The following is a 25,933-nucleotide window of genomic DNA, read 5'->3' as shown; positions in this document are numbered from 1 at the left end:
AGCTTCACTTCGTCAATACGGTTCTCGCTGTACGCTTACGGACAACTTATGGATATTGCACACTTTTTAAGAAATACCCCCGTCTGGGTATGGGTCCTGCTGGCTTTTTTACTGCGACGCGGCTTTGCTGCTCTTTATGACCGGGAGATGACAATCGGGCGGTTATTTTTTCTCCCTGTGCTTTTTCTTGTCTGGGGGGCGTATGGTGTTATCACTGAGACAACACTTGCTGGCGCAGGCCTTTCAGTGATGGCAGCAGGTCTGCTCGCAGGCACAGCTCTTGGATACAGGTTGTGGCGCTCACAGCCACCACTGAGAAATTCAGATAATCCGGGCATGATTATCAGGGCCGGGACGCCGCTGACCCTGGGGCTGATTGTGATTACTTTTTGCATGAAGTTTATACTGACCTCAGCCATTTATCTGCAACCGGAATTACGGTCATCCGCAAGTTTTTGTATGTTGTTTGGCGGTGTGACAGGACTTGTTGATGGCGTATTCTGGGGGGGAACCCTGAGACTTTTCATACCCTGGTACAGCAGAAGATGATTAACTTTAACTACCTGTGATCGAAACCCCCACCGACTTGTTATCCATTGTTGTTGGCTCACGCCAGATGAAACTGAAATTTTCTCCTGTGGTAAGCGATGGTCGCACAATTAGGGTAATGATTAATCAGTACTACAGTGCATCCAGCGCTGCGTTCGGGGACATATGGAGTCGCATTTGTTGGTTAATCATGTTGAATTTATTGATTATTTCCATATGCGCTTTACTGACATGCCCCCGATTATGCCCCCACATATTTTTCCTTAATGATCAGTTGGCTGATTTATGAGCGTTTCAAGCCAAGGTTGAACTGTGCCCGATGAACATCCAAAGATGTTATCCAAGGTTCTTGATCCTGCCAGGGGATTTACTTGAGACAGTGGAGTTCAGTAGAGGCAAATTGGCGGAAGATCACAGGAGTCAAAAAACACGAGTAACGTAATGTTTTTATTGATTTAAAAATATATAACACATCAATAATATACACATCGCTATACACATGAGCGGATGTGCTCATTTTTCGCACAAGCTCAAACTACGAAAAAAACTTTTTTTACGGAAAACTGTTCACACTGTTCACTCGCCATTATTTGTGTTTATTTTCAATGCGATATACAGTGAACAGTCCGTGAACAGTGAACACTTTACTGTTCACTTTCCGGGATTTCAGGTAAAAAAAGACCGGCTGATGCCGGTCCGGGTAGGTTATGTCGCGGTGGTTTCATCACACCGGGGTAGCCAGTCGGCGTTGCTTTCCTCCCTGAGCGCAAGATTCGTCTGCATCCCCTGATTCGTTCGCCGCCTGGCGTAATTCAGCCCGTACTCTTTCAGCATCGATGACAGCCCTTTGCCGAACATGGTCAGGCTGAGTGTGTTCTTGTAGCCGTGTGCCTCCATGTACACCAGATAGGCGTGATACAGGTACAGACGCGGCTGTCGCGGGATGATATTCGCATTCCCCATATACATACCGTCAGGCTCGGGCAGCGCCTCCAGATAACCGCAAAAATCGAACGTAGGGTCGGCGTCGCGCTTGATGCTGAGTGCCTCGTCGGAGTTCTGCTGCGACTGGAGCAGTGCGCGCGCGGTCATCGGGTCGCTGAATGTCTGCATGAGCTGGCGCACGATGACGGCCAGCTCCCGGGCGATTTTATCTTTCAGCTTCGGGTCACGCTCTTCCGGCGCAATCTGTTCCGGGAAGTGCATTATCACCCGACGACGCGACACCCCGCCGCTGCGGTCGGTGAAGCGCATAGGGTTGTTGTTTACGGCCAGTATCACCGCCGGAATATGGGTGGAGTACGCATCGCGGTATTTCGGATCAACGGAGACCGCATCCCCGCCGGTAATGGCCTTGAGTCCTGCCCCGTCACCGCTCCATTTCTCCTGGTCAGGCAGACGTATCAGCGAGAAGCCAATCAGCGCCGCGCGTTCGCGGGGGGATTCCAGCGTCTCGATGGTCGCCGACGTGGCGTTATCTTCCCCGGCGAGCATCGTCGCAATTTCGGCCAGAATACTTTTCCCGCTGCCGCCGGGACCGGTCACTTCGAGGAAGAGCTGCCAGTCGTAACGGTTCGCCAGTACCATAAACAGCGCGGCGAGTATCACGTCACGTTTATCGGCACGTGAACCGGCGGCGCGGTCGAGCCAGCGCCAGAAATTCGGCGCGTGCGTCTCCAGCGTTTCCCCCTCCACCGGCGGGGTGAAATCCACATCGCACAGCGTGCGCAGCCAGTGCGCTTTGCTGTGCGGGCTGAATATACCGCTTTTGGTATCGAGCACGCCGTTGCGAAAGCCAATCAGCCGCCGCGCCGGGGCGTCCTGCTGGGGAATAATCAGTTTCAGGGTGTCCACCACCGAGGCAATTTTCCCCGATGAGAACGGGGCGCGCAGGCGCTGGAACAGCCCGGCCACGTCGCGCGCAAAGTCCGACGGCGGAATGATTTTCCAGATTCCCGCCTCATAGCGGGACAGGAGCTGGCCGTTCGCATCCACGGCCAGCGCTTCGCCGTAATGCTCATGCACCCGCATGGCTTTCTCACTGGTACTCATGGCGGTAAATTCCGCCTCGCTCATGGTAGAGAAAGGGCTGTCAGCCGGTGGCCGGATGGCGTCATACATGGCTTTACGCGTGGCCTCCCCGCCGTGCTGTGTATACGCATCATTCCAGTCACCGAACACCGGCGGCAGGGCGACCACGCCCTCACAGGACTCTGCGGCCGCAGACGCTTTGGTCTGGCCGTCGCCGTTAAGGTCACGGTCGGCGGCCAGCACAATCCGGCAGGCCGGATATTTGTGACGGGCAAGGCTCGCCAGAGAAAGGAGGTTCACCGACGACAGCGCCACCATGACGGTTTCGCCGGTCAGGTGATGCACGGTGAGCGCGGTCGCGTAGCCCTCCGCTATCCACAGCCGTTTTCCCGCCTCTTTTCTCCCGTCGAGAATATGACACGCCCCTTTCACCTGACCGCCTTTCAGGGTGCGCTTGAGACCGTCTGCATTAATGAGCTGGACGTTAACCAGTGCGCCGCTATCGTCATAAAGCGGGACAACCACATCACCGGCGCGGTACGTCACGCCGCCGGTTTTATGCAGGGTGGTGAGCGTCAGACATTCCCGACCGGGGAAGCCCTTGCGGGTGAGGTAGGCGTTGCCGGTGGCCGGGCGGGCTTTCTCCGTCAGTCTGGCGGCCAGCGCGGCCGCCGCTTTGCGGTCGGCCTCTGTTTCAGCGTCTGCGGCCACAGTCACCGCCGGGGAAACCGGCGGCAGGTTGCCGGTCACGGCGTTCACCTTTCCGGCCGCCTCTGACGGGGTCACGCCGAACACTTTCTCAACCAGTTTCAGACCGTCCCCCGCACCGCACTGGTTACAGAACCACGTCCCGCGCCCCTCTTTATCGTCAAAGCGGAAGCGGTCGGAGCCGCCACACACCGGACAGGCCTGATGGCGGTTTTTGATGACCGTTACCCCCAGCGCCGGGAGAATGCGCGGCCAGTGGCCGCACGCCTGTTTTACGGTGTCCGTTACGTTCATTTTCATGGTGCTTTCCCTCAGTGCAGTGCCGGTGCGGTGATATGACGGGCGCAGAGTTCATCCATCACAGCCAGCCCGAGAAAGGACAGCGACGGGGCGGCCTTGAGTGGTCCGGCTTCCATTAAATCTTCGAGCAGGGCGCATGCAATCTGACGGCCTTTTTCCTCGCCGTGCTGGCGCAGATAGAAGCCCTCCAGCTCGGCGGCAATGGCGCTTTCCAGCGTACTGAGCGTGAGCTGCGGGTAGCGGTGCTGACGTTCGCACAGGGTCAGCCAGGCACAGGCGACCGCCCGGCGGTAAAGTGCAGCGCGCAGAACGGGAGATAATGCGGTTTTCATACACTGCCCTCCCCGGTCAGCCAGCGCTGATTGCAGCGGTCGACCACGCCGTCGAGCCGGGCAGTCATGAGGTAAATCACCGAGGTGAGCTGTAGCTGCTGCGCCGGATTGTGGCGCAAAGAGGTGCAGCCCTGCACCTGCATCAGGTCGCCGACAAGCTGGCCGACATTGCGAAGATGTTCGAGACATTCAAGGTCTGCCCGGCTGATGGTGGGCTGGTTTATATTCTGCGGCCGTTCCGTACTGTTAACAGGCATTATTTCGTCTCCTGAGGACGTGCGTATCCCTGCGCAGATACGCACATTTTATTTTTTGGGTGTCATTTTTAATTACAGATAATGGCGGTAGCTGTTATCCGGTTTTATTTCCGTTTCCGGCCTGAAATTATTCCGCCATTTATGCGCCACCGGCGCCGGGCGTTTAACCGGGGGAATATCGTCAGGATAGTTATCGATATTCCGCGCCCGGTATTGCTGTAATGCCGGGTCAGCCGCTATTTCGCGTAATACGACGTGGCGGTTTTCAGGGTTGCGCTTAAATACATCGGGATGCTCACAGGTAAAGTCCCGCAAAAAACGACCGAGCGGAATTTCTGCCATACGGCCACCGGCAATTATACGAATGAGGATGGTGTAGGTGCGCCGGTACGGATTCCAGACCAGCCCCGGACAGCGGTACGGCATTTCCCACGGAATACCATCGGCCAGCACGCCCGACACCACCACATCAGGAAATCCTGTACAGCGATATGTTTCGCCCGGCTGAGGGAAATCAAACATGGTGCTCCCCTCCGTTTCCCGACGTCGTGGCGAGAAAGTCACGGCACAGGCCTTTGGCCTTGAGTTCTTCGAGCACATGGCTGATGTCCTCATGCACATAACTCAGGATTTGCGGGGTATAAAGCTGGCTGAGTCCGTTGATTTCATGGCGTCGTAAATCACTGCCGAAATACTGCAGGGTTTCACAGGCACGGTTGAGTTTATGGAATGATTCGAGGCTCAGGTGTTCACTGATGGCGTTGAGGTCATCACGACGCGCTGAGACGGTCTGAGGGGTGTTTTTATTATGCATGTGACACCTCCACAACCGGCAGACGGGCGGCAAGGGAAAGCACGTATTCGCGGACAAGGGTGCGGCGGGCGGCCAGTTCGTCACCGGCAACGGTGCGGAGCATACAGATACGGGGCTTACGGTCTGCGCGACGGACGGCGGCAAACACAAAGACAAACTGCGGGTGTGACGGGGTGAGGATCGTAGCCATAAGGCAACCTCCGATGGATAGCTGACAATTGCTATCGCCGGAGTTCTCACGCTCAGTGGCGATAGCCCAGACGGGGGTGAGAATACCGGCTCCATCGAGTACCGGCCAGCCCGAAGGCTGCCCCGCCTGAGCTACCATTGACATGACAGCATAATGTACGAATACGAACAGGGGACAAAGAGTCGCACCTGAACAAATGTTCGCACACCACACCATTATCTGGTGCTCTGTGGCGTTAATTGCGACACAAAAAAAGACGCATGGCGCGTCTGGTATCGCCGATGGATTGCTCGGGTTCTCACGCCCGGTTACCGATTTTGCGGCAACAGCAAAACTGTACCAGGAAACACACAACGGATGCAAGCCAGAAAAAGGGGCTTTGTGAAAACGGCTCTGATTCATGCGTCGTATTTCCGGTTGCGGTGCGCGACACGTTCTTCCATCCACGCCGTGATTTCAGACTGTAGCCAGGCGACATTTTTACCCCCGAGGGAAACCTGCGCCGGGAAAGCGTTACGGGCAATTAAATCGTAGAGCGTGGAGCGGGACAGGCCGCACTGATGAATGACTTCCGGGAGACGTAAAAAACGTTCCTGAGCCGGGGCTGAAACCGGCATCAGGTGCGCGGTGGTGGGGGACGATGGTACTGATGAAACTGTGTGCATAACGCTACCTCGTTAATATCCGCAGAGATCCGGACGTGTCCATCCGGTATCAGGTAGCGCTCTATTTTGTGAATATTTTTCTTCAATGCAACAGAGGCATGTTGTGTCGTGGAGCAGTTTTGTCTGTTATTTAAGCAGTGACCTGAAAATATGAAAAATAATTGCCACATGACGCGCTGAGAAGTTCATAAATCACAGTTAATTGATATCGCCTATCAATAGATAAAAATATAATTATTAAAACAATGATTCTCTAAAAGGAGCTTGCCGAAACCAGTGAACAGTAGTGAACAGTTGGTGAACACTTCACTCTCAACTGTTCACTCTTTAATTTATTGTTTTACTTAGATTTTTATACTGAGTGAACAGTAGTGAATAGTTATTAGTAAAAAAACAAACAGAGAGAGGGGTTTCCCTGCGACCTTTCTCTGGCCAGCCGGGTTTTGAAGTCCTGTTTGTGCCATGACTGCTACAACGGCAATGAATCGAGTTGTTGTCTGAGGGACGGCAGAATGGCGTCAGGTTGAAAACACAGAGAGAACCCGACGATGAAACCAGATTTGTTTACCGCAGTAATGAAAACCATTGGCAGCACGCAGGATGAGAACATCCGCACGGCCATTGACAGCGCACTGGATACCCTTAACGAGAAAGCAAACCAGAACGCAGAGGCCACGATAAATAACGCTCTTGATGCGTTCAGCAAGGCCAAATCCGCGCACACGGAAAATATGCTGAAACTGAATGATATTGATGCCGCCATTACCCGTAGCGAGAAAGAGCGTCAGAACGCCCTGAATGAAAGTGCCGAAGCCGAACAGAACTGGCGTACCCGTTTTCGCGAACTGCGCGGCATGATGACCCCGGAACTGAAAGCCGAACACAGTCAGCGAGTGGCCGGTCGGGAGCTGGCAGAGGAATTCACCGCCCTGATTGATGAACTCAACGATGATAAAGCCAGTACCATGCTGGCCGCCTGTACATCAGGAGATAAGTACGTCGGCACGCATTTTACGGTGTTCTCTGCCTACTCCCGGAATGAGTGGGCGACCGTGATGAAAGACATCCCTCCCTCACTGGTGCGCGCATTTGCGTTACGTCTGCGTGAACTCGAAATGAAAGGAGAAGAACACCCTCACAACGTTCTCATTCAGGAGCTGGGTGAGAATGTACTGGCGCAAAGCAGGTACTACACATTCAACATGGCGCAGGAGCCGGTAATTTCAAAAATTGGGCTTCACCGTCCGGCACTCACCGGCGTGGACATGAAGCTCTTTAAAAGCCCTGTTCTCAGAATGGCGCGGGCTAAGGAGCTGGCACAGAAGAAAAAATCGCGGGGGGTTAAGCCATGATGCGCTGCCCGTACTGCAAACAGGCTGCCCATGTCCGTACCAGCCGTTACCTGTCGGATAACGTCAAACAAAGCTACCTCCAGTGCGTGAATGTCTTTTGCTCCGCAACCTTTCGCACCACCGAGTCTATCGACGAGGTGATACGGCCACCGGCAGAAGAAAAGCCCGAACCACCACAGACAGTACCAGAAACACCACCCCGAATTCTGGACTGCGCCCGCTCATCGCTGCGCCACTGATTTCAGGAGAAAAGACAATGGCACGAGCACTACTGGAACAGGCCTTTGAAACCTGTCAGAAGAATAAATCGGACTGGATGAGCAGCAAGTCAGCACTGGCGCGGGCTGAAATGGCGCTGAAAGAGCTGGAGCTGACCTGCACCCGTTATGAACCGGAGGCCGCACAGGCGCTGCGGGATGATATTGACCTGAAAAAATGGGCGGTAAATCAGTCGGCCGGGCAGTACATCCGGTCACATGAGGCCGTGCAGCGTATCAGTATCCGGCGTCAGCTCCACGCTTTTATGCAGGTAAGCGGCGATGCGCTGGCCGCCGCTCTGGCACCGGAATTAATGCATCTCTGCGAACAACCTGACATCGTCAGAGAACGGGCTCTCGACCGGGCGGCCGCCAGTGTTCGCGAAGCGCTGTCCGTTCATGTAACCCGCGGAGGAAATATTGATTACGCAGAGGAAGATTGCGACATTCTGACAACCATCGGTTTCCGGCCTGACAGAGCATCGAGAGACGACAACCGGGCAAAATATACGCCTGAACAGAGTCAGATTTTCATGCGCCGACAGGCCGCGCAGACCCGCAAAAAATCCGCATAAAACGTCCCGAAAATACCCGTCTTTTTAATAAAAATAGCCATGCATGCCTACGCTGCATGGCTTTGCATGTAAAAACCTGAATTTTCCACACCCCGCCGCACCAGTACTGGCGCGGCCTGAGCCACTTCATGCACCTGCATTAAAAGCGCCCCGGGAAGCGGGCAGGCGTGGCGGGGAGAGCATTGCGCGCCAGCGGTGGTGTTTAATATTAAAAATTATCGTCTGAGAGCGTCGTAACGGTGCAGGCGGGGGGTGATGTTGGGCTGTTAGTGGTTGGGTGTGATCATGCGGGTGTGGTGCGTCTGAGGTGTGATGGTGGAGGGGTATGAAAAAGCCGCCTACTGGCGGCTTTGATATGAAGGAACTAGAACTATCAGGCAACTTTTAAAACTGGATAAAAAATAGTTTTAAAATCATCAGGAATCGCATCTCTAAGTTGACTGATAATCGAACTGTTCTGAGGCAACTGCGATGCTAAATTACTGAGCAGCGCATCAAGCTTTTCACTGCGATCCCATTGGATCTTATAGCTTGAGGAATCAATTTTTTGAGCAATCGATAGCAATTGTTGTCTATCGTTATAGACATATTTCATTTTAATTAAATTGACACCATCATCATGAATGTCTGAATAAGTTAAAATGAAATGAACTAGCTCACCTTTCTTATAAGTTTCGATGTGTTGATATTCACGCTCAAAAATAGATGTAACTAACTCATGAGGCTGTACACCTTTTACCATGCAAAAAGAAATTATTTTATTAATCTCTTTCATGATTTGAGTATAGTTTGTCATTTAATCATCCTCTCAACTTCTGCGAGAACCTTGTCTAAATCATTAATCGATTGGAGAAGGGCTTTGTTATCTCGCTTATCAACTGGGCCATAAGCTTTGGCTAGCTTTATAAAAACATATCTAACTAATATAGCATCATTAGCCTCAGTTGTCTTTATATATGGCATGTAACGGTTAAAAATCGCATAAAGCTCTGAGCTTTTCTCACCAATACCATTATCAATCAGTAAATTAGATACCGCATCTTGAGTGCGTTTTTTAAGAATATCCCTCATTAATTTTCTTGCTTGATGGGGTCTTTTATCAATTAACTCAGGATCAATGTATTCAGCAGCTTTCTGAACTTCTTTTTCTGCTAATTTCTGGCGTAACTCTTCTAATGTATCCTCTGGAAGGTCTAGGCCAGCCAGTCTAATTTTTTCTATTTGTTGGTTTACTGAGTCGCTTATCTCATGGCGTTTTTGTTCGAATAACGCATTGAAATCAATGTCATTTAAGTAAGAATCTTTATCGCTGACATAAGCGCTTTCACTTTCTACTCCTGCTAATTCGTTGCCTCTTTCGACATAGTCTCTGTCAGTGAACGTATACTCGCGTACAGTTGCTCTACGAGCTTTTTCTACCTCATTCTGGAAATTTTCCCACATTACATTTAGGCCTATTTCCTCATGAAATATCACTATGCCATTATTATCAATTTCGAAATGTGTTATTTCAGATGAAGGTATGGCTCGTAAGATCCTTCCAACTACTTGAGCGAAAGCGTTAAGACTTCTATAGGGGCGGAATATTGCTAGGATTGTGAGGTACTTATGGTCATAGCCTTCCATTAACATATTAACCGATATCACTACATCACATTGGTGATTATCTACTTTCATCAAAGCGTCAGAAAGATCACTAGGATCCATCTCACTGTGTACTATGACAGAAGTCATACCTCTTTCTTTATACCAACTGAATAAATCTTCTGCGTGAGCTATACTACAACCCACTGCTAAAATTTTATGCGGAACCTTTTGAGAGGTGTTCTTTAGTTCTTTAAGTTTTGAAATGCTATGGTCAATGACATCTAAAGAGCATTCTTTGGATAGAGCGATACTTTTTTCAATCCACTCTTTATCTTTGAGCATTAATATTTGCTCTTTAGAAAGCTTTGTTCCTGGTTGTTCCGGAGTTGTAAAAAACAGCTCATGCGCATTGACGGTTTCTTTTCTTAACCATTTTACATATTTATCTCTCATAACCTCAGATAAAGGTGTTTCATGGATTCTTATACCAGGAATTTCCTGATTATCTCCTCGGTAGGGCGTTCCTGTAACATGAAGTATTTTCGCATTAGAGAAATAACGGAGCGTGTCGCGCCAGCTTTGAGCAGGTGCATGATGAGCCTCATCAATGATAATTAAATCAAAGAAATCCGAAGGAACTCTATTGATTAATGCGTTATCTCTGCTTGACGCAACTTTTTGTATATTAGAATAAACAATGTGGCTACTTAGAAGATGTTCGTTTGACAAATCGGAGGAATATTCATTAACAATGGGTATGTCTTTACTGCTAAATACAATGTCGAAGTTTACCCAGAAATTATCAGCAAGAACCTCTTGGGTTTTTCTTATGCTATCTTTTGTAATAAGTCCTGGGGTGATAATTAGAACTTTTTTATGCGCAACACCAAACGGGGCTATTGAGATAAGACCACTCTTGCCTGTACCTGTTGGTAATACAACTAGAGCCTCTTTATTTTCTTCATCACTGAAAAAGTCTTTTATTTTTATATAGGCCTCAATCTGTGGAGCTCTAAGTTTAGTATTGCCTTCGATATTTACTGCCGTGTCAAAAAAATAAGACATAATGATCGCTCTTAATTAGTTAATAATTACTTTTGGGGTACAGTTGGTCGGCATAAAATTGAAGCATGCGAGCCCTGCCATCAAGATACTGAGCATGGTTATAGACACCACGTATACTGTTCTTATCCACATGGGCAAGCTGTGTTTCGATCCATGTACTATCGAAACCCTCTTCATGCAGTATCGTTGACATTGTGTGTCTGAAACCATGTCCAGTGGCTCTCCCTTTATAACCTAACAACTCAATCACTTGGTTGACGCTTTCCTTACTTATAGGCTTTTTACGGTTATTCCGTCCAATAAAAATGTAGGGATAGTGACCAGTGATGGGTTTTAGCTGTTGAAACAAATCGATTACCTGTTTTGAAAGCGGTACTAAATGAGGTCGGCGCATCTTCATTCGCTCCGCTGGTATCTCCCAAACCCCCTTATCCAAATCAACCTCTTCCCACGTAGCAAAGCGCATCTCCTGCGTTCTTACACCAGTTAGCATGACTATCTTTGTAGCATTTTTGGTGATTATGCTACCGGTGTAGGCTTCGAGATCCCGAATAAAATGAGGCAATTCTTCGGCAGATAGAAATGGATGATGTTTTTGCTTAGGAACGGCCAGAGCGATGGCTAAATCAGGCGCAGGATTGTATTCAGCGCGGCCAGTTATGATTGCGTAGCGATAAACCTCACCGCATCTCTGACGCACCTTACGTGTTTTCTCTAGTGCTCCACGCTTCTCTATTCGTCGCAATACTTCAAGTAGTTCTAACGGTTTGATTTCACTGATAGGACGTTTACCAATGAACGGGAAAATATCTTGCTCAAATGTTTTAATGATTTCTTCGCGGTAGGCCACTGTCCAGCGATCGGCTTTATTTGAGTGCCACTCCCGACATATAGCTTCGAATGAATTTTCTGTTGAGAGCTGCTGTGCCAGCTTTTGGGCTTTGCGTTCTTCCACTGGGTCTATGCCGTTTGCAACCTGCTTACGAGCCGTATCGCGTTTCTCACGTGCTTCTGCGAGGCTCACAAGGTCGTAGCTACCGAATGACATTAACCGCGCTTTCCCAGCAAAGCGGAAACGGAAACGCCAGCCCTTCGAACCATCGGGATTGATAAGCATTGACAGACCTTGCCCGTCGTTCAATGTGTACGGCTTGTCTTGGGGCTTTGCTCGTTTGATTTGTATGTCTGTAAGTGCCATGTGTATAAGCCAAAAATGTGTATAAAAAATCTATACACATCACTATACATATTTTTCACGGATTCAGGGAGATCTTGTCGGACGGTTACGGATGAGTTATTCACTATGAATATTGAAAATAAAGGATTTTTAGACTTTCTCGGACGGCTGCGGAGGGATTTTGGCGGAAGATCACAGGAGTCGAACCTGCCCGGGACCGCTGGCGGCCCCAACTGGATTTGAAGTCCAGCCGCCTCACCGGAGACGACGATCTTCCGCACCCGCACTGCTACATGGAGGCGGGCGCATTATAGCTACTTTCTGAAGCTTTCCCCATCCCCTGGCACACTTTTTTCCCTTCCGTGGGTGTTTCCTTTTATTCACGGCGATTAATTCGCCATTTTCTTCCGCCTAAGCGCCGGATGGACGTCAGGGGGGCGCGGCATCCTCCTGCTGTTCTGCCGGTTCGCCCGACGCCTCTTCCAGGGTTGATACCTCTCCCGCCTGCATCTTCTGCGTGAGCTGCTGTTTATCGGTATTGATCGCGTGCAGCTGGCCGTTAACCGTTGGTTTCAGCGGCGCTTCGGCCTGTATCAGCCCGCTGGCGGTCAGCTGGATGTTACCATCTCCGGAAAGAGGCAGAGCGGGCCAGCCCCAGCGCTGCAGAGCGTTCACCGGCACGCCGCGCCCGCTCAGGCTCACCTGCGCCCGATGCGGCGACTGCTGCGAAATGCTGGCGGTCGCCTCCAGCAGCCCTTTCTCCATAAAGGCGCTCAGTTCGCTGATGTTAATCTCGCTGGCGTCAGCCGCCAGCGCCAGCGAGGGTCGGCGTACGTCCATATGATTAAAGGTGGCGGCGGCGGCGTTTAGCCTGACGCTGCCGCCCCAGACACCCCACTGGCGATCCTGCACCAGTTGGAGATCGGCACCGTAGCCATCCAGCGCGGTAAGCTGCCACGGGAAGGCCGGGTCGATATCAATCAGCAGATTGCGGCTGGCGCTGAATTTCTTCAGCGTCAGGTCGCTGAGCCACGAGGGCAGCGGCTGTGTCCACCGCTGCTTCCAGTTTTCCGGCAGAGTGTACTCCAGCCCGACAATGGCGGTGTCGTCCAGAAGCAGCGCCCTGCTGCTACGTGACCAGCTGCCGGAGGTTCTGACCATCCCGCCTTCCCAGCGGGTGGTGAACTGGCGCAGGGCTATGCCCTCAGTTGAAAACCCGGCGTTGAGGATCGGATCGAAAAGGTGTAGCGAACCGTAAATAACTTCATTAGCGTTCATCGACAGCTTGCCATCCGCCGTTTGCCACTCTCCGTGGCTGAAGTTCAGATTGCGCAGGCTAAGATCGAGATCGGTTACCGCCCAGTCCGGACCCTGCAGATGGGCATCGGTTACTTCAAGGCGGCCAATTTGCAGCGAGGGGAGAGCCTTCAGCGGTGAGAAGAGGTCGGCCAGCGACCTGTCGCTTTGCAGACGAATATCGTTCAGGCGCAGCTCCTCTACCTCCCAGCAACCGTCAGCATGGCGTCTGACGACGCCGGTCAGCGCGCCGCGCGCAATATCTGCCCCGATGGTGCTTAGCGCTATCCTCTCTTTATCAATACTTCCCTCAATTAACACGTTGCTGGCGGGAATGTCGTTAAGCGTTAGCGAGCCTGCGCTAAGCCGGAGGTGGGCCTTGTCACCCAGTATCCTGCCCGCCTCCGGACGCCAGGGAATAATGCCGCCGTTAACGCGCCGGGCGCTCAGACGCCATTCGCTCTCAGGCGCGTTAAACGCCATCTCCTTTAGCTGCAGGCGATTGGCCTGAAAAGGGAAAGGGGCGGGCGGTGGAGAAACGTTCAGCGTACCGTCCTGCAGGAGAATGCTGTCGGCATGCAGCGGATCGACCAGCTGACGCGCGCTCAGGCCAATGTCCACCTTTTTTGCCACCAGCAGCGCGGGCCGGGCATCCCGGCCAAAGGTCACGTTCTCCAGCAGAATATGGGATGGAGAGGACCAGCGGTGCTCTATAACGTCAAAAGAGAGATGATAGCCGCTGTGATCCGTGATCCATCTGCTGATGTAATCCGCGCTCCAGCGGGTCTGCAGCAGAAAATAGAGGCCGAGCAGCGCCAGCAAAAGGGCAGTCAGCACATAGAGAAGTAGCTTTCCTGTAAGTTTCATGGTCCTCCCGTCCCGCAAAGTGTCTGGAAGAAATAGGGATCTTTTCATTAGCTGCGCATGCTTCCGTTAGCGCTGTTTGCGGAGCTTCTCAGGCTTGCCGCCTTGATGCAACTCAAATTATTTGAGATCCATGCCCGCGTTATGGACAGCCTTCAGGGCAGGTGGACCGGGTGGCGGCGGCGATAACAGGGCGTTAGCGCCGCCTGCGGCTTACTCTTTTTCCGGTGGGAAAATCAGATTCAGTACGATAGCGGTGATGCCGCCTGCGGCAATCCCGGAGGAGAGCAGATTTTTCACCCAGTCCGGCGCGAACTGCAGGATTTGAGGCTGCTGGGAGACGCCCAGGCCGACCGCCAGCGACAGGGCGATAATCAGGATCGCGCGGCGGTTGAGCGGTTCCCGTGACACGATGCGCACGCCGGAAGCGGCAATGGTGCCGAACATAACCAGCGTGGCACCGCCGAGCACCGGCTCCGGAATATGCTGCACAAAGCCGCTTACCGCCGGGAACAGGCCGAGCAGGATCAGCATCAGTGCCACCACAAAGCCGACGTAGCGGCTGGCCACGCCGGTCAGTTGGATCACCCCGTTGTTCTGCCCGAAGCAGGAGTTAGGGAAGGTGTTAAAAATGGCGGAGACGAATGAATTCAGGCCGTTAGCCAGCACGCCGCCCTTCAGGCGCTTCATATACAGCGGGCCGGAAACCGGCTGTTCGGAAACGTCGGAGGTGGCGGTGATGTCGCCGATGGTTTCCAGCGAGGTGATCATAAAGACCAGCATCAGCGGCAGCAGCAGGTTCCAGTCGATACCGAGGCCGTAGTAAAGTGGCGTCGGCACCATAATCAGGCTCTGGGGAGCGGGATCGCTGTTTTCCGGCAGCATGCCCATAGCCCAGGCCAGCGCATAGCCCGCCGCCATGGCGATCACCAGCGAGGCGATGCGCAGATAAGGGTTACGCTGGCGGTTAAGCAGAATAATCAGCCCCAGCACCACCCCGGCCAGCAGCAGGTTTTTCGGGGCACCAAAGGTGTGGCTGCTTATCGCCGCGTAGCCGCCGCCAATGGAGGTCAGCCCGACCTGGATCAGCGACAGGCCGATAATCATCACCACCACGCCGGAGACCAGCGGAGTAATAATGCGCCGTGCCAGATGCAGCACCCTGGAGAGCACCATCTCCGTACAGCTTGCCAGCATCAATGTGCCGAACAGCGCCGCCATCATCGTCGGCACGTCGGCACCGCCGGCTTTAAGCGCCGTGCCGCCCATAATCAGCGGCGCGACAAAGTTAAAGCTGGTGCCCTGAATGGATAACAGCCCTGAGCCGACCGGCCCCCACGCTTTAATCTGGATAATTGAGGCGACCCCGGAAGCAAACAGCGACATGCTGATAATGTGCTGCGTATCCTGAGCTGGCAGCCCCAGCGCCTGGCAGATCAGCAGCGCGGGCGTGATCACCGCGACGAACATGGCCAGCAGATGTTGAAAGGCGGCGAAAAGCGTCTGAGGAAGCGGCGGGCGATCTTCGAGGCGGTAAATCAGTTCGCTGTTTGAGGGGCGCGCAACCGGTTGCGCCTTCTCCGATTGCAGGGTGTTAACAGACATCTGAGGCAATCCCGTGGTGAAAAGCGGGCATTTTAACCGACCACCAGGTAAAAGCAAACGATTGCCGGTGAGGAAAAGAATATTTAAAACCGACAGGGCATGGTTTAAAGGTGATGAAGTTCAGAGAATGCCAGGGCGACGCACGCGCATCCCGCTTTACCTGGCGTGTCAGCGCGCCGACGGTGAATTTTCAGGAACAGCGCTGAATATTCGTTGTCTGCATATGATGCCTCCTTTCCTCGCAAAAGCTGTTTATGCCGGGACAAAGCAAAGCGCGCACACTCAAAAAGGAATTTGATATGTATTATCCCCATAGCACGATTAATATCAGCTTCTACGCCCGGTCTGGCGTTAAGCGCGTAACCGATGGTTAAGCGCCGCCGAAAGCCGGGACCACAGACCCTTCATGAGCGCTGCCGCCTTATTTTTAATGAGGAGCCTCCCGTGCAGCGCGTATGGGAGCCGGAGTTCGATTATGCTGACGATGAATTACGCGCTTTAGCGGCTACCGACTGGCGGCTGATTACGTCTCATCAGCTTAGCTGCTATTACGTGCTGAACCTTGTTTATCATGATTCGCTGCAGCCAGAGCTGTTTCGCTATCTGTTTCCGCTGTGCCTGGCGGAATGGCATGAAAGCGTGATGTTATCCAGCGAAAAAGGGGATTATTTAGCAGAAAACCTGCTTATGGCGCTGCGCCGACCATACTTATGGCGACAGATGATGGATGCCGGACAGCGGCGGCAGGTCCGGGCCTTTCTGACTGAGACGATGCTCTGCCGGATCGACAGCCAGCGCGGCTTTGATTCGCAAATGACGTGGTTGCCGGTGTGGAACGCGCTGGGGGGAACGGCTCCCATAATGCGCGCCCTCTGGCAGCAATGGTGGTCCTTGACCTCTCCGGGCAAAGCAATTTGCGCGCTCCAGTACGCCGCACATCTTATCTACCCGCCGGAGCATAACCCGCTGTGGCCCGCGGGAAGAGGTACTTTCTGCTATCCACTAAGCTGTAGCGAAGCGTGGACGGCGGAAAATCTGGAGTTTTTGCGCAAAGAGCTTGTGCCGGAGACGCTGCTGATAAACGTGCGGAAGGCAGCCCGTCTTCTCCATAACGAGCCGGAGGCCGGGCTGGCGGAGCGTATTGCGCGGGACGCAAAAGCGGCGGGCGAGATTATCGAAATTCAGGTCGAGGAGCTGCTTAACGGGCTGGCGTCGGATAGCCGGGGTCAGGCGTTAGAGTAGCGCTCTGTTTCCGGCATCCAGCGTTCGATCAGCGCCTGGGCCTGCTGTGGATATCTTTCATGAATGTGGCGGGCGATACGCTGAACTTCGGGAATTATCGCGCTATCGCGGAGCAAATCCGCCACTTTGAACTCCGCGTTGCCGGTCTGCCGCGTTCCCAGCAGCTCGCCAGGCCCGCGGATCTCCAGATCCTTTTGCGCAATCACAAAGCCGTCGCTGCTGTCGCGCAGCACCTGCAGGCGCTTCTGCGCTGTCTTTGACAGCGGTGATTTGTAGAGCAGCACGCAGTGGGAGGCGGTCGCGCCGCGGCCCACGCGCCCGCGCAGCTGGTGCAGCTGCGCCAGGCCCAGCCTTTCAGGGTTTTCGATAATCATCAGGCTGGCGTTTGGGACGTCCACCCCGACCTCAATCACCGTGGTGGCGACCAGCAGATGCAGCTCGCCCTGCTTAAAGGCGGCCATGACCGCCTGCTTTTCAGCGGGCTTCATTCTGCCGTGAACCAGGCCGACGTTCAGCTCCGGCAGGGCTAATTTCAGCTCTTCCCAGGTCGCTTCCGCCGCCTGGGCTTCTAATAAATCAGACTCTTCAATCAGCGTGCAGACCCAGTAGGCCTGGCGGCTCTCGGCGATGCAGGCGTTGCGCACGCGGTCAATAATATCGCTGCGGCGGGTGTCCGGAATGGCGACGGTAGTGACCGGCGTGCGGCCCGGCGGCAGCTCGTCGATAACCGACGTGTCCAGATCGGCATAGGCGGTCATCGCCAGGGTTCGCGGAATTGGCGTGGCGGTCATGATCAGCTGATGCGGATGAAAGCCCTGCTGCTGGCCCTTCTCCCACAGCGCCAGGCGCTGGTGGACGCCGAAGCGGTGCTGCTCGTCAATAATAACCAGCGCCAGGCCGCTAAACTGCACCTGCTCCTGGAAAATGGCGTGGGTGCCGACCACCATCTGCACCCGGCCGCTGGCGATGGCCTCCTGCTGCGCCAGCCGCGCTTTACCCTTCTGCTTACCCGCCAGCCAGCCAACCTCAATTCCCAGCGGAGCAAACCAGCTGCGGAAGTTATTCGCGTGCTGTTCGGCCAGCAGTTCGGTAGGGGCCATCATCGCCACCTGCCTGCCGTGGGCGATGGCGCGCAGCGCGGCAAGGGCGGCCACCAGGGTTTTCCCGGAGCCAACGTCGCCCTGGACCAGGCGCATCATCGGCACGTCCAGCGCCATATCGTGCTCAATTTCAGCCGTTACGCGCGCCTGGGCGTCGGTGGGCTTAAACGGCAGAGAGGCCAGCAGCTGATGCTTTAACGTATCGTCGGTGCCGAGGGGCAGGGCGCGATAGCGCTGTGCGCCGGCGCGCAGCGCCAGCATGCTCAGGTTATGGGCCAGCAGCTCTTCCAGAATAAGGCGTCGCTGCGCCGGATGCTGGCCGGTTTCCAGATCGCTTAACCGCAGCGTCGGTGGCGGGCGGTGCAGGGTACGCAGCGCCTCTGGCAGGCTCATCATTCCCTGCGCCAGCTCCGGCGGCAGCAGCTCGGCAATGGCGCAGGTATCCAGCAGATCCAGCGCCTGGTCGGTGAGTTTGCGTAGCGTCGCCTGCTTAACGCCTTCGGTGGTCGGGTAAACCGGAGTCAGGGTCTCCTGTAGCGCCGGCGCGCTGAGATCGCCCTGCACGCGGTATTCCGGATGGATCATCTCTGCGCCGTACTTCCCGCGCTTCGCTTCGCCATAGGCCAGCACCCGACGCCCGGCGGCGAGGCTGTTTTTCATCGCCGCGCTGAAGTTGAAAAAGCGCAGGGTGAGAATGCCGGAGCCGTCGCTTATCTGGCAGGTCATCATCCGGCGGCCGCCGAAGGTGATGTTGCTGTTCAGCACTTCGCCCTCGACGGTGGCGTAAATCCCCGGCAGCAGCTCGCCGATGGGGTAGAGCTGGGTGCGGTCCTCGTAGCGCAGGGGAAGGTGCAAAAGCAGATCCTGCACGGTGTGCAGGCCAATTTTTGCCAGCTTGCTGCTCTGCGCCGCGCCAACGCCAGTAAGTGAACTGAGCGGAACAGCGTCTAACAGGCGGCCCGACATCGACGTTACCCCGCGGCCTGCATGGTGGACCACCAGGCGGCATCGGCTTCGATTTCGCCCTGCTGATTGACGTGCGGAAAGGGCAGGCCTTTGCGCTTCGCCACCCTTGCCAGCACCGGATAGCCGCCCTCAAACAGCAGGCGCTGCTGCTCCTCTTCTGCCAGCATACTGTTTTCGCGCTGGTACATGCCGGCGTTCTGCCGCTGGCGCTGCGCTTCGTAGAGGATCAGCGCCGAGGCGACGGAGACATTTAACGACTGCACCATGCCGATCATCGGGATGATGATCTCCTGGTCCGCTAAATCCAGCGCCTCGCGGGTTATGCCGGTTTTTTCCTGCCCCATCAGGATGCAGGTCGGGCGCGTATAGTCGATCTCGCGGAAATCAACGGCGCTGTCCGAAAGGTGGGTGGCCAGAATCTGCATTCCCCGGCCCTTAAGCTGAGCGACCGCATCGCCAATGGCACGGTGGGTTTTCACCTGCACCCAGCTGTTGCTGCCCGCCGCCGCCGAGGCCATGGTGCGCATGCGGCTCCCCGGCCAGACGGCGTGAACTTCATGGACGCCAACGGCGTCCGCGGTTCGAATAATTGCCGAAACATTATGAGGTTTATGGACCTGTTCCATGCAGACGGTCAGATCGGGCTGACGTCTGGCAAGCATTTCGCAGATACGCGCATAACGCTGTGTATTCATACACACTTTATCCTTCAAATTACCCAGGCGTTGGCTGCTGGCTTTTCGGCGCATTCGCCAACGGGCTACCGCTCTGCGGCGTGTAAACCGGTTCCTGACCGATTTCCGCTTACCCTGGCCGCGCTTTCGCCTTTTTCGGGACTGGCGCAAGCGCCGGGCGTTTTATGGCGTAGCCTGAATGAGGTCGCTAGTTTCGGTTACGGGTGACTTTTATTACGTCCGGCATTACGCGGATTTTGCGCATGATATTCGCCAGATGCACCCGGTCCCGGGCGGTAAGACGAATAAAGGCGCTGTAGACGCGGCCGTCTCTTTCTTCCGTGTTCAGGCTCTGGATATTGGACGTGGTGTTGTTGATCGCCGCGGTCAGGTTCGCCAGCGCCCCCTGATGGTTGAACATATCAACCTTGATTTCGGTGATAAATTCCTGCTCCGTCTCTTTATCCCACTCCACGGCCATAAACTTCTCCGGCTCTTTCTGGTAGCCGCGAATGTTACGACAGGACTCATGGTGGATAACCAGCCCCTTGCCGGGGCTGATGTGTGCGATGATCGGATCGCCAGGGAGCGGACGACAGCATTTGGCAAAGGTAATCAGCACGCCGTCTGCGCCTTTAATCGGCAGGTGGCCGTGGCTCTGCGTTGTCGACGGCGCGGCGGACCCGTCCCCCTGCTGCAGATTCTTCGCCACCACGACGCTCATGGCGTTGCCGAGGCCGATTTCCGCCAGCAGATCGTCGAGCGTTGCTAGCTTCATGCGCTCAAGCTCGCGCTGGATGCTCTCCTGAGGGATTTCGGCCAGCCTGCGGCTGCCGCCTAAGGCGTGGTTGAGCAGGCGACGGCCCAGGCTGACGGAGTCGTCGCGCTTGAGATTCTTTAGCAGCTGGCGGATCTTGGCGCGCGCCTTCGAGCTGACGACAAAGTTCAGCCACGCGGCGTTCGGGCGTGCTCCCGGCGCGGTAATGATCTCCACCGTCTGACCGCTGGCGAGCGGTTGGGAAAGCGGGTAGGGCTGCCTGTCTACGCGCGCGCCGACGCAGGCGTGACCGATATCGGTATGCACCGCATAGGCGAAGTCGACGGGCGTAGCGCCGGCGGGCAGCTCGACGATGCGCCCCTCCGGCGTGAAAACGTAAATCTCATCCGGGAAAAGATCGGATTTAACGCTCTCGATAAATTCAAAGGAGCTGCCGGCGCTCTGCTGCAGCTCCAGCAGGCTCTGCATCCAGCGCTGGGCGCGGATCTGCGCGGTGGTGCTGGTTTCACCGTGCTCTTTATACGCCCAGTGCGCGGCGACCCCCATTTCGGCCATCTGATCCATGTCCTCGGTGCGGATCTGCACCTCGACCGGCACGCCGTGCGGGCCGATCATTGAGGTGTGCAGGGACTGGTAGCCGTTCGCCTTCGGAATGGCGATATAATCTTTCACTCGGCCCGGACGCGGCTTATAGAGGCTGTGCATCTGGCCGAGCACCCGGTAGCAGGTGTCGGAATCATGAACGATGACCCGAAAGGCGTAAATGTCCATGATCGAGTGAAAACGCTGCTCTTTCAGCACCATCTTGCAGTAGATAGAGTAGAGGTGCTTTTCGCGACCGCTGACGCGACACGGAATTCCCGCCTCCTGCAGACGCCCTTCGATTTCAGAGAGGATCTTCTGGATCATCTCCTTACGGTTGCCGCGCGCGGCTTTTACCACCTCTTTGATCACCCGGTAGCGGTTCGGATACAGCGCCTCAAAACCCAGCTCTTCCAGCTCGGTTTTAATGTGATGGATGCCTAAACGGTGCGCCAGCGGGCTGTAGATTTCGAGGGTTTCACGGGCGATGCGCCGCCGCTTATCCGGGCGCAGAGAGCCCAGCGTGCGCATGTTGTGGGTGCGGTCGGCGAGCTTGATGAGGATAACGCGAATATCCTGCACCATCGCCATAATCATCTTGCGAAAGTTTTCGGCCTGCGCCTCTTTCTTATCGCGGAATTTAAGCTTATCAAGCTTTGACACCCCCTCCACCAGCTCGGCAACGCTTTTGCCAAACAGCTGCTCCATGTCCTGGTAGGTGGCGGGGGTATCTTCAATCACGTCGTGCAGCAGCGCGGCCATTAGCGTTTCATGGTCGAGCTTCATCTCGGCCAGGATGCAGGCCACCGCAACCGGGTGCGTGATATAAGGTTCACCGCTTGAACGTGTCTGGCCCTCGTGAGCGTCACGTGCAACGAGATACGCCTGCCGAAGACGTTTAATCTGTTCTTCCGGCAGGTAGTGTTGAATCAGCTGATTCAGGCTTTCAAACAGATACAAGGGCGACCCGCTCTGTCATTAACGACGACCTTCAGCAATGGCGGTAACGGCCTGTAACTCAGCGGCTTCCTGCTCTTGCTGCTCCTGGCGTTCGCGCACGTCGAGGATCTGATTATTAATCAGGCCTTCTTCGATTTCGCGCAGCGCGATTACGGTAGTTTTATCGTTTTCTTCCGGTACAAGCGGATCCTTGCCGCCTACCTGCATCTGACGAGCGCGACGCGCGGCGACCAGCACCAGGTCAAAACGGTTACCAATTTTCTCTACAGCGTCCTGAACAGTTACGCGTGCCATACTTAAAATGCTCCACAGGTGATGATGGACTGGGCATGATACTGAAAGTGGATTCAGTCTGCCAACAGTTTGCTGATTAAAGCGTCATGTCGCTGCTTCTGGCGGCGCATGCGCAGACGTTCGGCGCGGATGATGGTCTTCAGATCCCCAAGGGCGGTATTGAAGTCGTCATTCACAATAAGATAATCATACTCGGCGTAATGGCTCATTTCCGCAACGGCCTGAGCCATACGTTTAGCAATAACCTCTTCGCTGTCCTGGCCGCGGCCGCGCAGGCGGCGGTCAAGCTCCTCCTTCGACGGCGGCAGAATAAAGATGCTGCGCGCCTGCGGCATTTTTTGACGGATCTGCTGCGCGCCCTGCCAGTCGATGTCCAGAAAAACATCCACGCCGGAGGCGAGCACCTGCTCAATGGCTTCGCGCGAGGTGCCGTAGTAATTGCCGAAAACCTCCGCGTGCTCCAGAAACGCATCGTTGCCGATCATGATTCTGAATTCATCATGGTTAACAAAGAAATAGTGTTCGCCATGCACCTCGCCCGGACGCGGGGCGCGGGTGGTGTGTGAAACAGAAACCTGGGTGTCGTACAACGGTTGGGTTTTTAATAACGCCTGAATCAGGCTGGATTTACCCGCGCCACTGGGGGCTGAAACAATATAAAGCGTGCCTTGAGCCATGAGTATCTTTGTGTATGTGATTATCGAAAGAGAACTTACATACGGGCTTATTATACACATCCCCGCATTGTGACGTAGACCTCCGCCGTACTTTTTGCGCAAATTATTGCGTTTTGCGTACCTGATTCCCGTTTAATCGGACATTTTCTGCAACGGAAGCGATTCTCTGGAACCCTGTTCGCAGGCCGTTAATTTTCCGCTCGGCTTTGCTAAGGCGACGCGCTATTTCTGCAAGGCAACGTACAGCGGAGGTGGCGATGAGAAAGTGGTCGGGAGTGTGGTTAGGGCTATGGCTGTGGCACGCCCAGGTCGGCGCGGTGTGCCCGGTCTGGCCGCCGGCAAGAGCGGATGAAGAGATTGCCCGGCTTCGCCAGCAGATTGCGCGCTGGAATGAGGACTACTGGCGGCAGGGCGTCAGTACGGTGGAGGATGAGGTCTACGATCGGCTCAGCGCGCGGCTGGCGCAGTGGCAGCGCTGCTTTGGCCACGCAGAGTCCGATCTCGCCGCGCCGCCGGTAAGCGGCGCGGCGCGTCATCCGGTTGCCCATACCGGTGTACGCAAGCTGGCGGATAAACGGGCGCTACAGGCGTGGATGCAAGGGCGTAGCGATCTGTGGGTGCAGCCAAAGGTTGACGGCGTGGCGGTTACGTTGGTCTATCGGGAGGGCAGGCTGGCGCAGGCGATCAGCCGCGGCAACGGCCTGCAGGGAGAGGAGTGGACGCACAAGGTTCGCCGGATCCCCGCAGTGCCGCAGAGGACCACCGGGGCGCTGGCTAACGCCGTCCTGCAGGGGGAGCTTTTCTGGCGGCTGGCGGGGCATATTCAGCGGCAGCAGGGGGGCGTTAACGCCCGCTCAAAGGCGGCGGGCGTGATGATGCGGCACGAGAATCCCGGAACCCTTGACGCCCTTGACGTATTCATCTGGGGCTGGCCGGACGGTCCGGCGACCCAGACGGCAAGGCTGGAACTGCTCGCCGCCGCCGGGTTTTCCCATATCCGTGAGTATACCCGGCCGGTGAAAAGCGCAGAGGAGGTGGCGAAGGCCCGCGAGCGGTGGTGGCGATCGGAACTGCCGTTTGCCACGGACGGCGTGGTGATACGAAGCGGCAGGGAGCCGGCGTCGCGCTACTGGCTACCGGGGCAGGGGGAGTGGCTGGCTGCGTGGAAATATCCGCCGGTGGCGCAGGTAGCGGAGGTTGCCGGCATACATTTTACCGTGGGAAAGAGCGGTAAAATTGCCGTGGTGGCCTCGCTCGAGCCGGTGATGGTGGATGATAAACGGGTGCGGCGGGTAAACGTTGGCTCTGTCAGGCGCTGGGAGGAGTGGGATATTGCGCCGGGCGATCAGATCCAGGTAAGCCTGGCCGGCCAGGGGATCCCGCGTATTGATAACGTTGTCTGGCGGGGAACGGAGCGCACGAAGCCTGAGCCGCCCCCGGACCGGTTTACTCCCCTGACCTGCTATTTCGCCTCGCCGGCCTGTCAGGAACAGTTTATCTCCCGGTTAGTCTGGCTGAGTTCGAAATCCGTACTGGGACTGGAGGGGATCGGAGAAGCGGGATGGCGGGCGCTGCATCAGACCCATCATCTGGAGCATATCTTCGCCTGGCTGACCCTGAGCGAGGAACAGCTGCGCAGCATCCCCGGCTTTGCCGGGGAGAAGAGTGCGCGGCTGTGGCATCAGTTTAACCTGGCGCGCCGCCAGCCGTTCACCCGCTGGCTGATGGCGATGGGGATCCCGCTGACGCAGGCGGCCCTGAATGCCAGCGGCAGCGGAGGCTGGCAGCAACTACAGGCCATGAACGAGCAGGAATGGCTGCGGCTGCCGGCCACCGGGCCTCGGCGCGTCAGGCAGATCGCCGAATGGCTGAATAATCCGCAGATCCAGGCGCTGAGCCGCTGGCTTGCCGCTCAGCGGATTGCGGGATTCGTTCCCTAGTGGCTTTCATGGCGGTAGTAAAAGACCGGCAGGCCCAGCTTAAGGCGCAGCGCCATCAGCCGGGCGGTAAAGCCAAACAGCAGGGTGGAGATCACGACGACGTCGTGGCTGGAGACATAATACTGCAGGGCGATGTACAGCACGGCGGAGGCAAATGAAACGCCGGCATACAGCTCTTTTTGAAAGACCAGCGGGATGCGCTTGCAGAATATGTCGCGCAGTACGCCACCAAAGACGCCGGTGATCACCGCCGCTACTGTCGCGATAACTGGGCTGTGTCCCATATCAAGGGCGACCTGTGCGCCGATAATAGAAAAAACCACCAGGCCCAGCGCGTCGAGTACCAGGAACAGCCTGCGTAAATAGGGCATAACGGGAGCAACGAGGGTCGTCAGTACCGCCGCAGTAGCGACAATAACCACATATTCCGGATGCTTCACCCAGCCGAGAGGATAGTGCCCAAGAAGCATATCGCGCACCGAACCGCCGCCGATGGCCGTTGCGGTGGCGATAATAATCACGCCAAAGGTATCCATCCGCCGACGGCCCGCCGCCAGCGCGCCGGTCATCGCTTCAGCAGTGATTCCGATTAAATACAGAGCCTGTAACAGCATAATCTTCCCCTTAAATAAGTTGGCGCAGAGAGTAGCGATTTGCTGATAGCGTCACGATTGAGATTTTCTAAGGTGAGCGGTTTCGGATGAATTAATTTCATGCGAAGTTTAACACCTTACCTGGTTGATACCCTAAATCAATCGGGTTGCAGGAGGGCGGCGACACAGTGACAAATTGGTCAGAAACGAATTTGAACAACCGCCGGCTGCCTCTGGTGAGAGACAGGGATGTCTCTCATTAACCCCCGGCCGCTTACTGTAGTCAGTGACCGGGATAAGTGAGGGCAAGCCGGCCTGGCCGATTTGAACGCCGCTGGCGGCGGCCCTTCAGGGTGAGGCGCTCAGGGCCGGGTAAAGTCAACGCATATGCAATTTGTAGTATGGCGGGTATAGGGGGTAATAGAATTTAAATTAATAATCACAACACGCATAATTAACATTTATAGTATTATTCTTTTGAATTTTAATCCTGTGCCATTTAT

Annotated in this window: 25 protein-coding genes, 1 tRNA gene and 1 pseudogene; 7 read left to right on the top strand and 20 right to left on the bottom strand. The window is 55.1% G+C overall.

The features are described from left to right. Positions 1–549: DUF6622 family protein (locus GJV78_RS04920; protein WP_330998784.1), on the top strand; the 549-nt coding region annotated here is incomplete at its 5' end. Positions 550–832: 283 nt separating this feature from the next. Here GJV78_RS04920 and GJV78_RS24105 read toward each other — a convergent pair. The 8 genes and pseudogenes from GJV78_RS24105 to GJV78_RS04885 all read right to left on the bottom strand — a co-directional run. After that, positions 833–910 (bottom strand): annotated as a pseudogene (locus GJV78_RS24105) (TA system toxin CbtA family protein); the annotation flags it as partial. Positions 911–1,254: 344 nt separating this feature from the next. Then, positions 1,255–3,588, bottom strand: a complete 2,334-nt coding sequence (locus GJV78_RS04915) for a primase-helicase zinc-binding domain-containing protein (protein ID WP_155107263.1) — start codon at positions 3,586–3,588, stop codon at positions 1,255–1,257. Between the two features lie 11 nt (positions 3,589–3,599). Next, on the bottom strand, positions 3,600–3,920 hold the full coding sequence (locus GJV78_RS04910; protein ID WP_016151192.1) for a DUF5375 domain-containing protein: 321 nt from the start codon (positions 3,918–3,920) through the stop codon (positions 3,600–3,602). Next, positions 3,917–4,177, bottom strand: a complete 261-nt coding sequence (locus GJV78_RS04905) for a hypothetical protein (protein WP_052160487.1) — start codon at positions 4,175–4,177, stop codon at positions 3,917–3,919. Before GJV78_RS04905 ends, GJV78_RS04910 begins: the two co-directional genes overlap by 4 nt. A gap of 72 nt (positions 4,178–4,249) precedes the next feature. Further along, complete coding sequence (locus GJV78_RS04900; protein ID WP_155107262.1) at positions 4,250–4,699, bottom strand: hypothetical protein; 450 nt, start codon at positions 4,697–4,699, stop codon at positions 4,250–4,252. Continuing rightward, the gene (locus tag GJV78_RS04895; RefSeq protein ID WP_096879244.1) at positions 4,692–4,991 is read right to left on the bottom strand and encodes a derepression protein; all 300 of its coding nucleotides are present in this window, start codon (positions 4,989–4,991) and stop codon (positions 4,692–4,694) included. The genes GJV78_RS04900 and GJV78_RS04895 overlap by 8 nt, the downstream gene beginning before the upstream one ends. Further along, on the bottom strand, positions 4,984–5,583 hold the full coding sequence (locus tag GJV78_RS04890; protein ID WP_096879243.1) for a host cell division inhibitor Icd-like protein: 600 nt from the start codon (positions 5,581–5,583) through the stop codon (positions 4,984–4,986). The genes GJV78_RS04895 and GJV78_RS04890 overlap by 8 nt, the downstream gene beginning before the upstream one ends. Then, positions 5,580–5,846, bottom strand: coding sequence for a helix-turn-helix transcriptional regulator (locus GJV78_RS04885; RefSeq protein WP_096879252.1), 267 nt, complete (start codon positions 5,844–5,846; stop codon positions 5,580–5,582). The genes GJV78_RS04890 and GJV78_RS04885 overlap by 4 nt, the downstream gene beginning before the upstream one ends. A gap of 548 nt (positions 5,847–6,394) precedes the next feature. Here GJV78_RS04885 and GJV78_RS04880 point away from each other — a divergent pair. From GJV78_RS04880 to GJV78_RS04870, 3 genes are read left to right on the top strand one after another with little or no spacing between them, the layout of a single operon-like run. After that, positions 6,395–7,198: a capsid protein gene (locus GJV78_RS04880; RefSeq protein WP_155107261.1), complete on the top strand. Its 804-nt coding sequence runs from the start codon at positions 6,395–6,397 to the stop codon at positions 7,196–7,198. Next, complete coding sequence (locus GJV78_RS04875; protein ID WP_000984214.1) at positions 7,195–7,437, top strand: ogr/Delta-like zinc finger family protein; 243 nt, start codon at positions 7,195–7,197, stop codon at positions 7,435–7,437. The genes GJV78_RS04880 and GJV78_RS04875 overlap by 4 nt, the downstream gene beginning before the upstream one ends. 17 nt (positions 7,438–7,454) lie before the next feature. Further along, positions 7,455–8,030 (top strand): phage polarity suppression protein, encoded by a 576-nt coding sequence (locus GJV78_RS04870; RefSeq protein WP_155107260.1) that lies wholly within the window; start codon positions 7,455–7,457, stop codon positions 8,028–8,030. A 373-nt stretch (positions 8,031–8,403) separates the two neighbouring features. Here GJV78_RS04870 and GJV78_RS04865 read toward each other — a convergent pair whose 3' ends face one another. The 6 genes from GJV78_RS04865 to GJV78_RS04840 form a co-directional block, all read right to left on the bottom strand. Continuing rightward, positions 8,404–8,826, bottom strand: coding sequence for a hypothetical protein (locus tag GJV78_RS04865; protein ID WP_155107259.1), 423 nt, complete (start codon positions 8,824–8,826; stop codon positions 8,404–8,406). Continuing rightward, positions 8,823–10,682, bottom strand: coding sequence for a DEAD/DEAH box helicase (locus GJV78_RS04860; protein ID WP_155107258.1), 1,860 nt, complete (start codon positions 10,680–10,682; stop codon positions 8,823–8,825). Before GJV78_RS04860 ends, GJV78_RS04865 begins: the two co-directional genes overlap by 4 nt. 19 nt (positions 10,683–10,701) lie before the next feature. Continuing rightward, entirely contained in the window at positions 10,702–11,880 is a 1,179-nt protein-coding gene (locus GJV78_RS04855) for a tyrosine-type recombinase/integrase (protein ID WP_155107257.1), read from the bottom strand. 161 nt (positions 11,881–12,041) lie between these two features. Next, positions 12,042–12,136: transfer RNA gene (locus GJV78_RS04850), tRNA-Sec, on the bottom strand. A gap of 152 nt (positions 12,137–12,288) precedes the next feature. Next, on the bottom strand, positions 12,289–14,022 hold the full coding sequence (locus tag GJV78_RS04845; RefSeq protein ID WP_155107256.1) for an AsmA family protein: 1,734 nt from the start codon (positions 14,020–14,022) through the stop codon (positions 12,289–12,291). Between the two features lie 210 nt (positions 14,023–14,232). Beyond that, positions 14,233–15,624: a nucleobase:cation symporter-2 family protein gene (locus GJV78_RS04840; protein ID WP_155107255.1), complete on the bottom strand. Its 1,392-nt coding sequence runs from the start codon at positions 15,622–15,624 to the stop codon at positions 14,233–14,235. Positions 15,625–15,640: 16 nt separating this feature from the next. Here GJV78_RS04840 and GJV78_RS04835 point away from each other — a divergent pair, with 16 nt between their 5' ends. Next, the gene (locus GJV78_RS04835) at positions 15,641–15,922 is read left to right on the top strand and encodes a hypothetical protein (protein WP_155107254.1); all 282 of its coding nucleotides are present in this window, start codon (positions 15,641–15,643) and stop codon (positions 15,920–15,922) included. Between the two features lie 68 nt (positions 15,923–15,990). After that, positions 15,991–16,866: a hypothetical protein gene (locus GJV78_RS04830; RefSeq protein WP_155107253.1), complete on the top strand. Its 876-nt coding sequence runs from the start codon at positions 15,991–15,993 to the stop codon at positions 16,864–16,866. Here the strand turns inward: GJV78_RS04830 and recG are convergent. The 5 genes from recG to gmk form a co-directional block, all read right to left on the bottom strand. After that, complete coding sequence (recG, locus tag GJV78_RS04825) at positions 16,851–18,932, bottom strand: ATP-dependent DNA helicase RecG (protein WP_155107252.1); 2,082 nt, start codon at positions 18,930–18,932, stop codon at positions 16,851–16,853. The two genes, GJV78_RS04830 and recG, sit on opposite strands and share 16 nt — an antisense overlap. A gap of 5 nt (positions 18,933–18,937) precedes the next feature. Continuing rightward, a complete protein-coding gene (trmH, locus tag GJV78_RS04820; protein WP_155107251.1) occupies positions 18,938–19,627 on the bottom strand; it encodes a tRNA (guanosine(18)-2'-O)-methyltransferase TrmH in 690 nt (229 codons plus the stop codon). A gap of 187 nt (positions 19,628–19,814) precedes the next feature. Continuing rightward, positions 19,815–21,926 carry a bifunctional GTP diphosphokinase/guanosine-3',5'-bis pyrophosphate 3'-pyrophosphohydrolase gene (gene spoT / locus GJV78_RS04815; protein ID WP_155107250.1) on the bottom strand — a complete coding sequence of 704 codons (2,112 nt, stop codon included), beginning with the start codon at positions 21,924–21,926 and terminating at the stop codon, positions 19,815–19,817. Positions 21,927–21,944: 18 nt separating this feature from the next. Then, positions 21,945–22,220, bottom strand: coding sequence for a DNA-directed RNA polymerase subunit omega (gene rpoZ / locus GJV78_RS04810; RefSeq protein ID WP_000135058.1), 276 nt, complete (start codon positions 22,218–22,220; stop codon positions 21,945–21,947). Positions 22,221–22,273: 53 nt separating this feature from the next. Next, entirely contained in the window at positions 22,274–22,897 is a 624-nt protein-coding gene (gene gmk, locus GJV78_RS04805; RefSeq protein ID WP_155107249.1) for a guanylate kinase, read from the bottom strand. 257 nt (positions 22,898–23,154) lie between these two features. On the opposite strand from gmk, the gene ligB reads away from it, so the two are divergent. Continuing rightward, positions 23,155–24,837, top strand: coding sequence for an NAD-dependent DNA ligase LigB (ligB, locus tag GJV78_RS04800; RefSeq protein ID WP_155107248.1), 1,683 nt, complete (start codon positions 23,155–23,157; stop codon positions 24,835–24,837). Here ligB and GJV78_RS04795 read toward each other — a convergent pair. After that, positions 24,834–25,451 carry a trimeric intracellular cation channel family protein gene (locus GJV78_RS04795; RefSeq protein WP_155107247.1) on the bottom strand — a complete coding sequence of 206 codons (618 nt, stop codon included), beginning with the start codon at positions 25,449–25,451 and terminating at the stop codon, positions 24,834–24,836. The genes ligB and GJV78_RS04795 overlap by 4 nt on opposite strands. Positions 25,452–25,933: the final 482 nt, after the last annotated feature.

It is taken from the genome of Intestinirhabdus alba (genome assembly GCF_009711095.1).
Lineage (GTDB): Bacteria > Pseudomonadota > Gammaproteobacteria > Enterobacterales > Enterobacteriaceae > Intestinirhabdus > Intestinirhabdus alba.
This window is presented reverse-complemented; position numbering and strand designations above follow the sequence as displayed.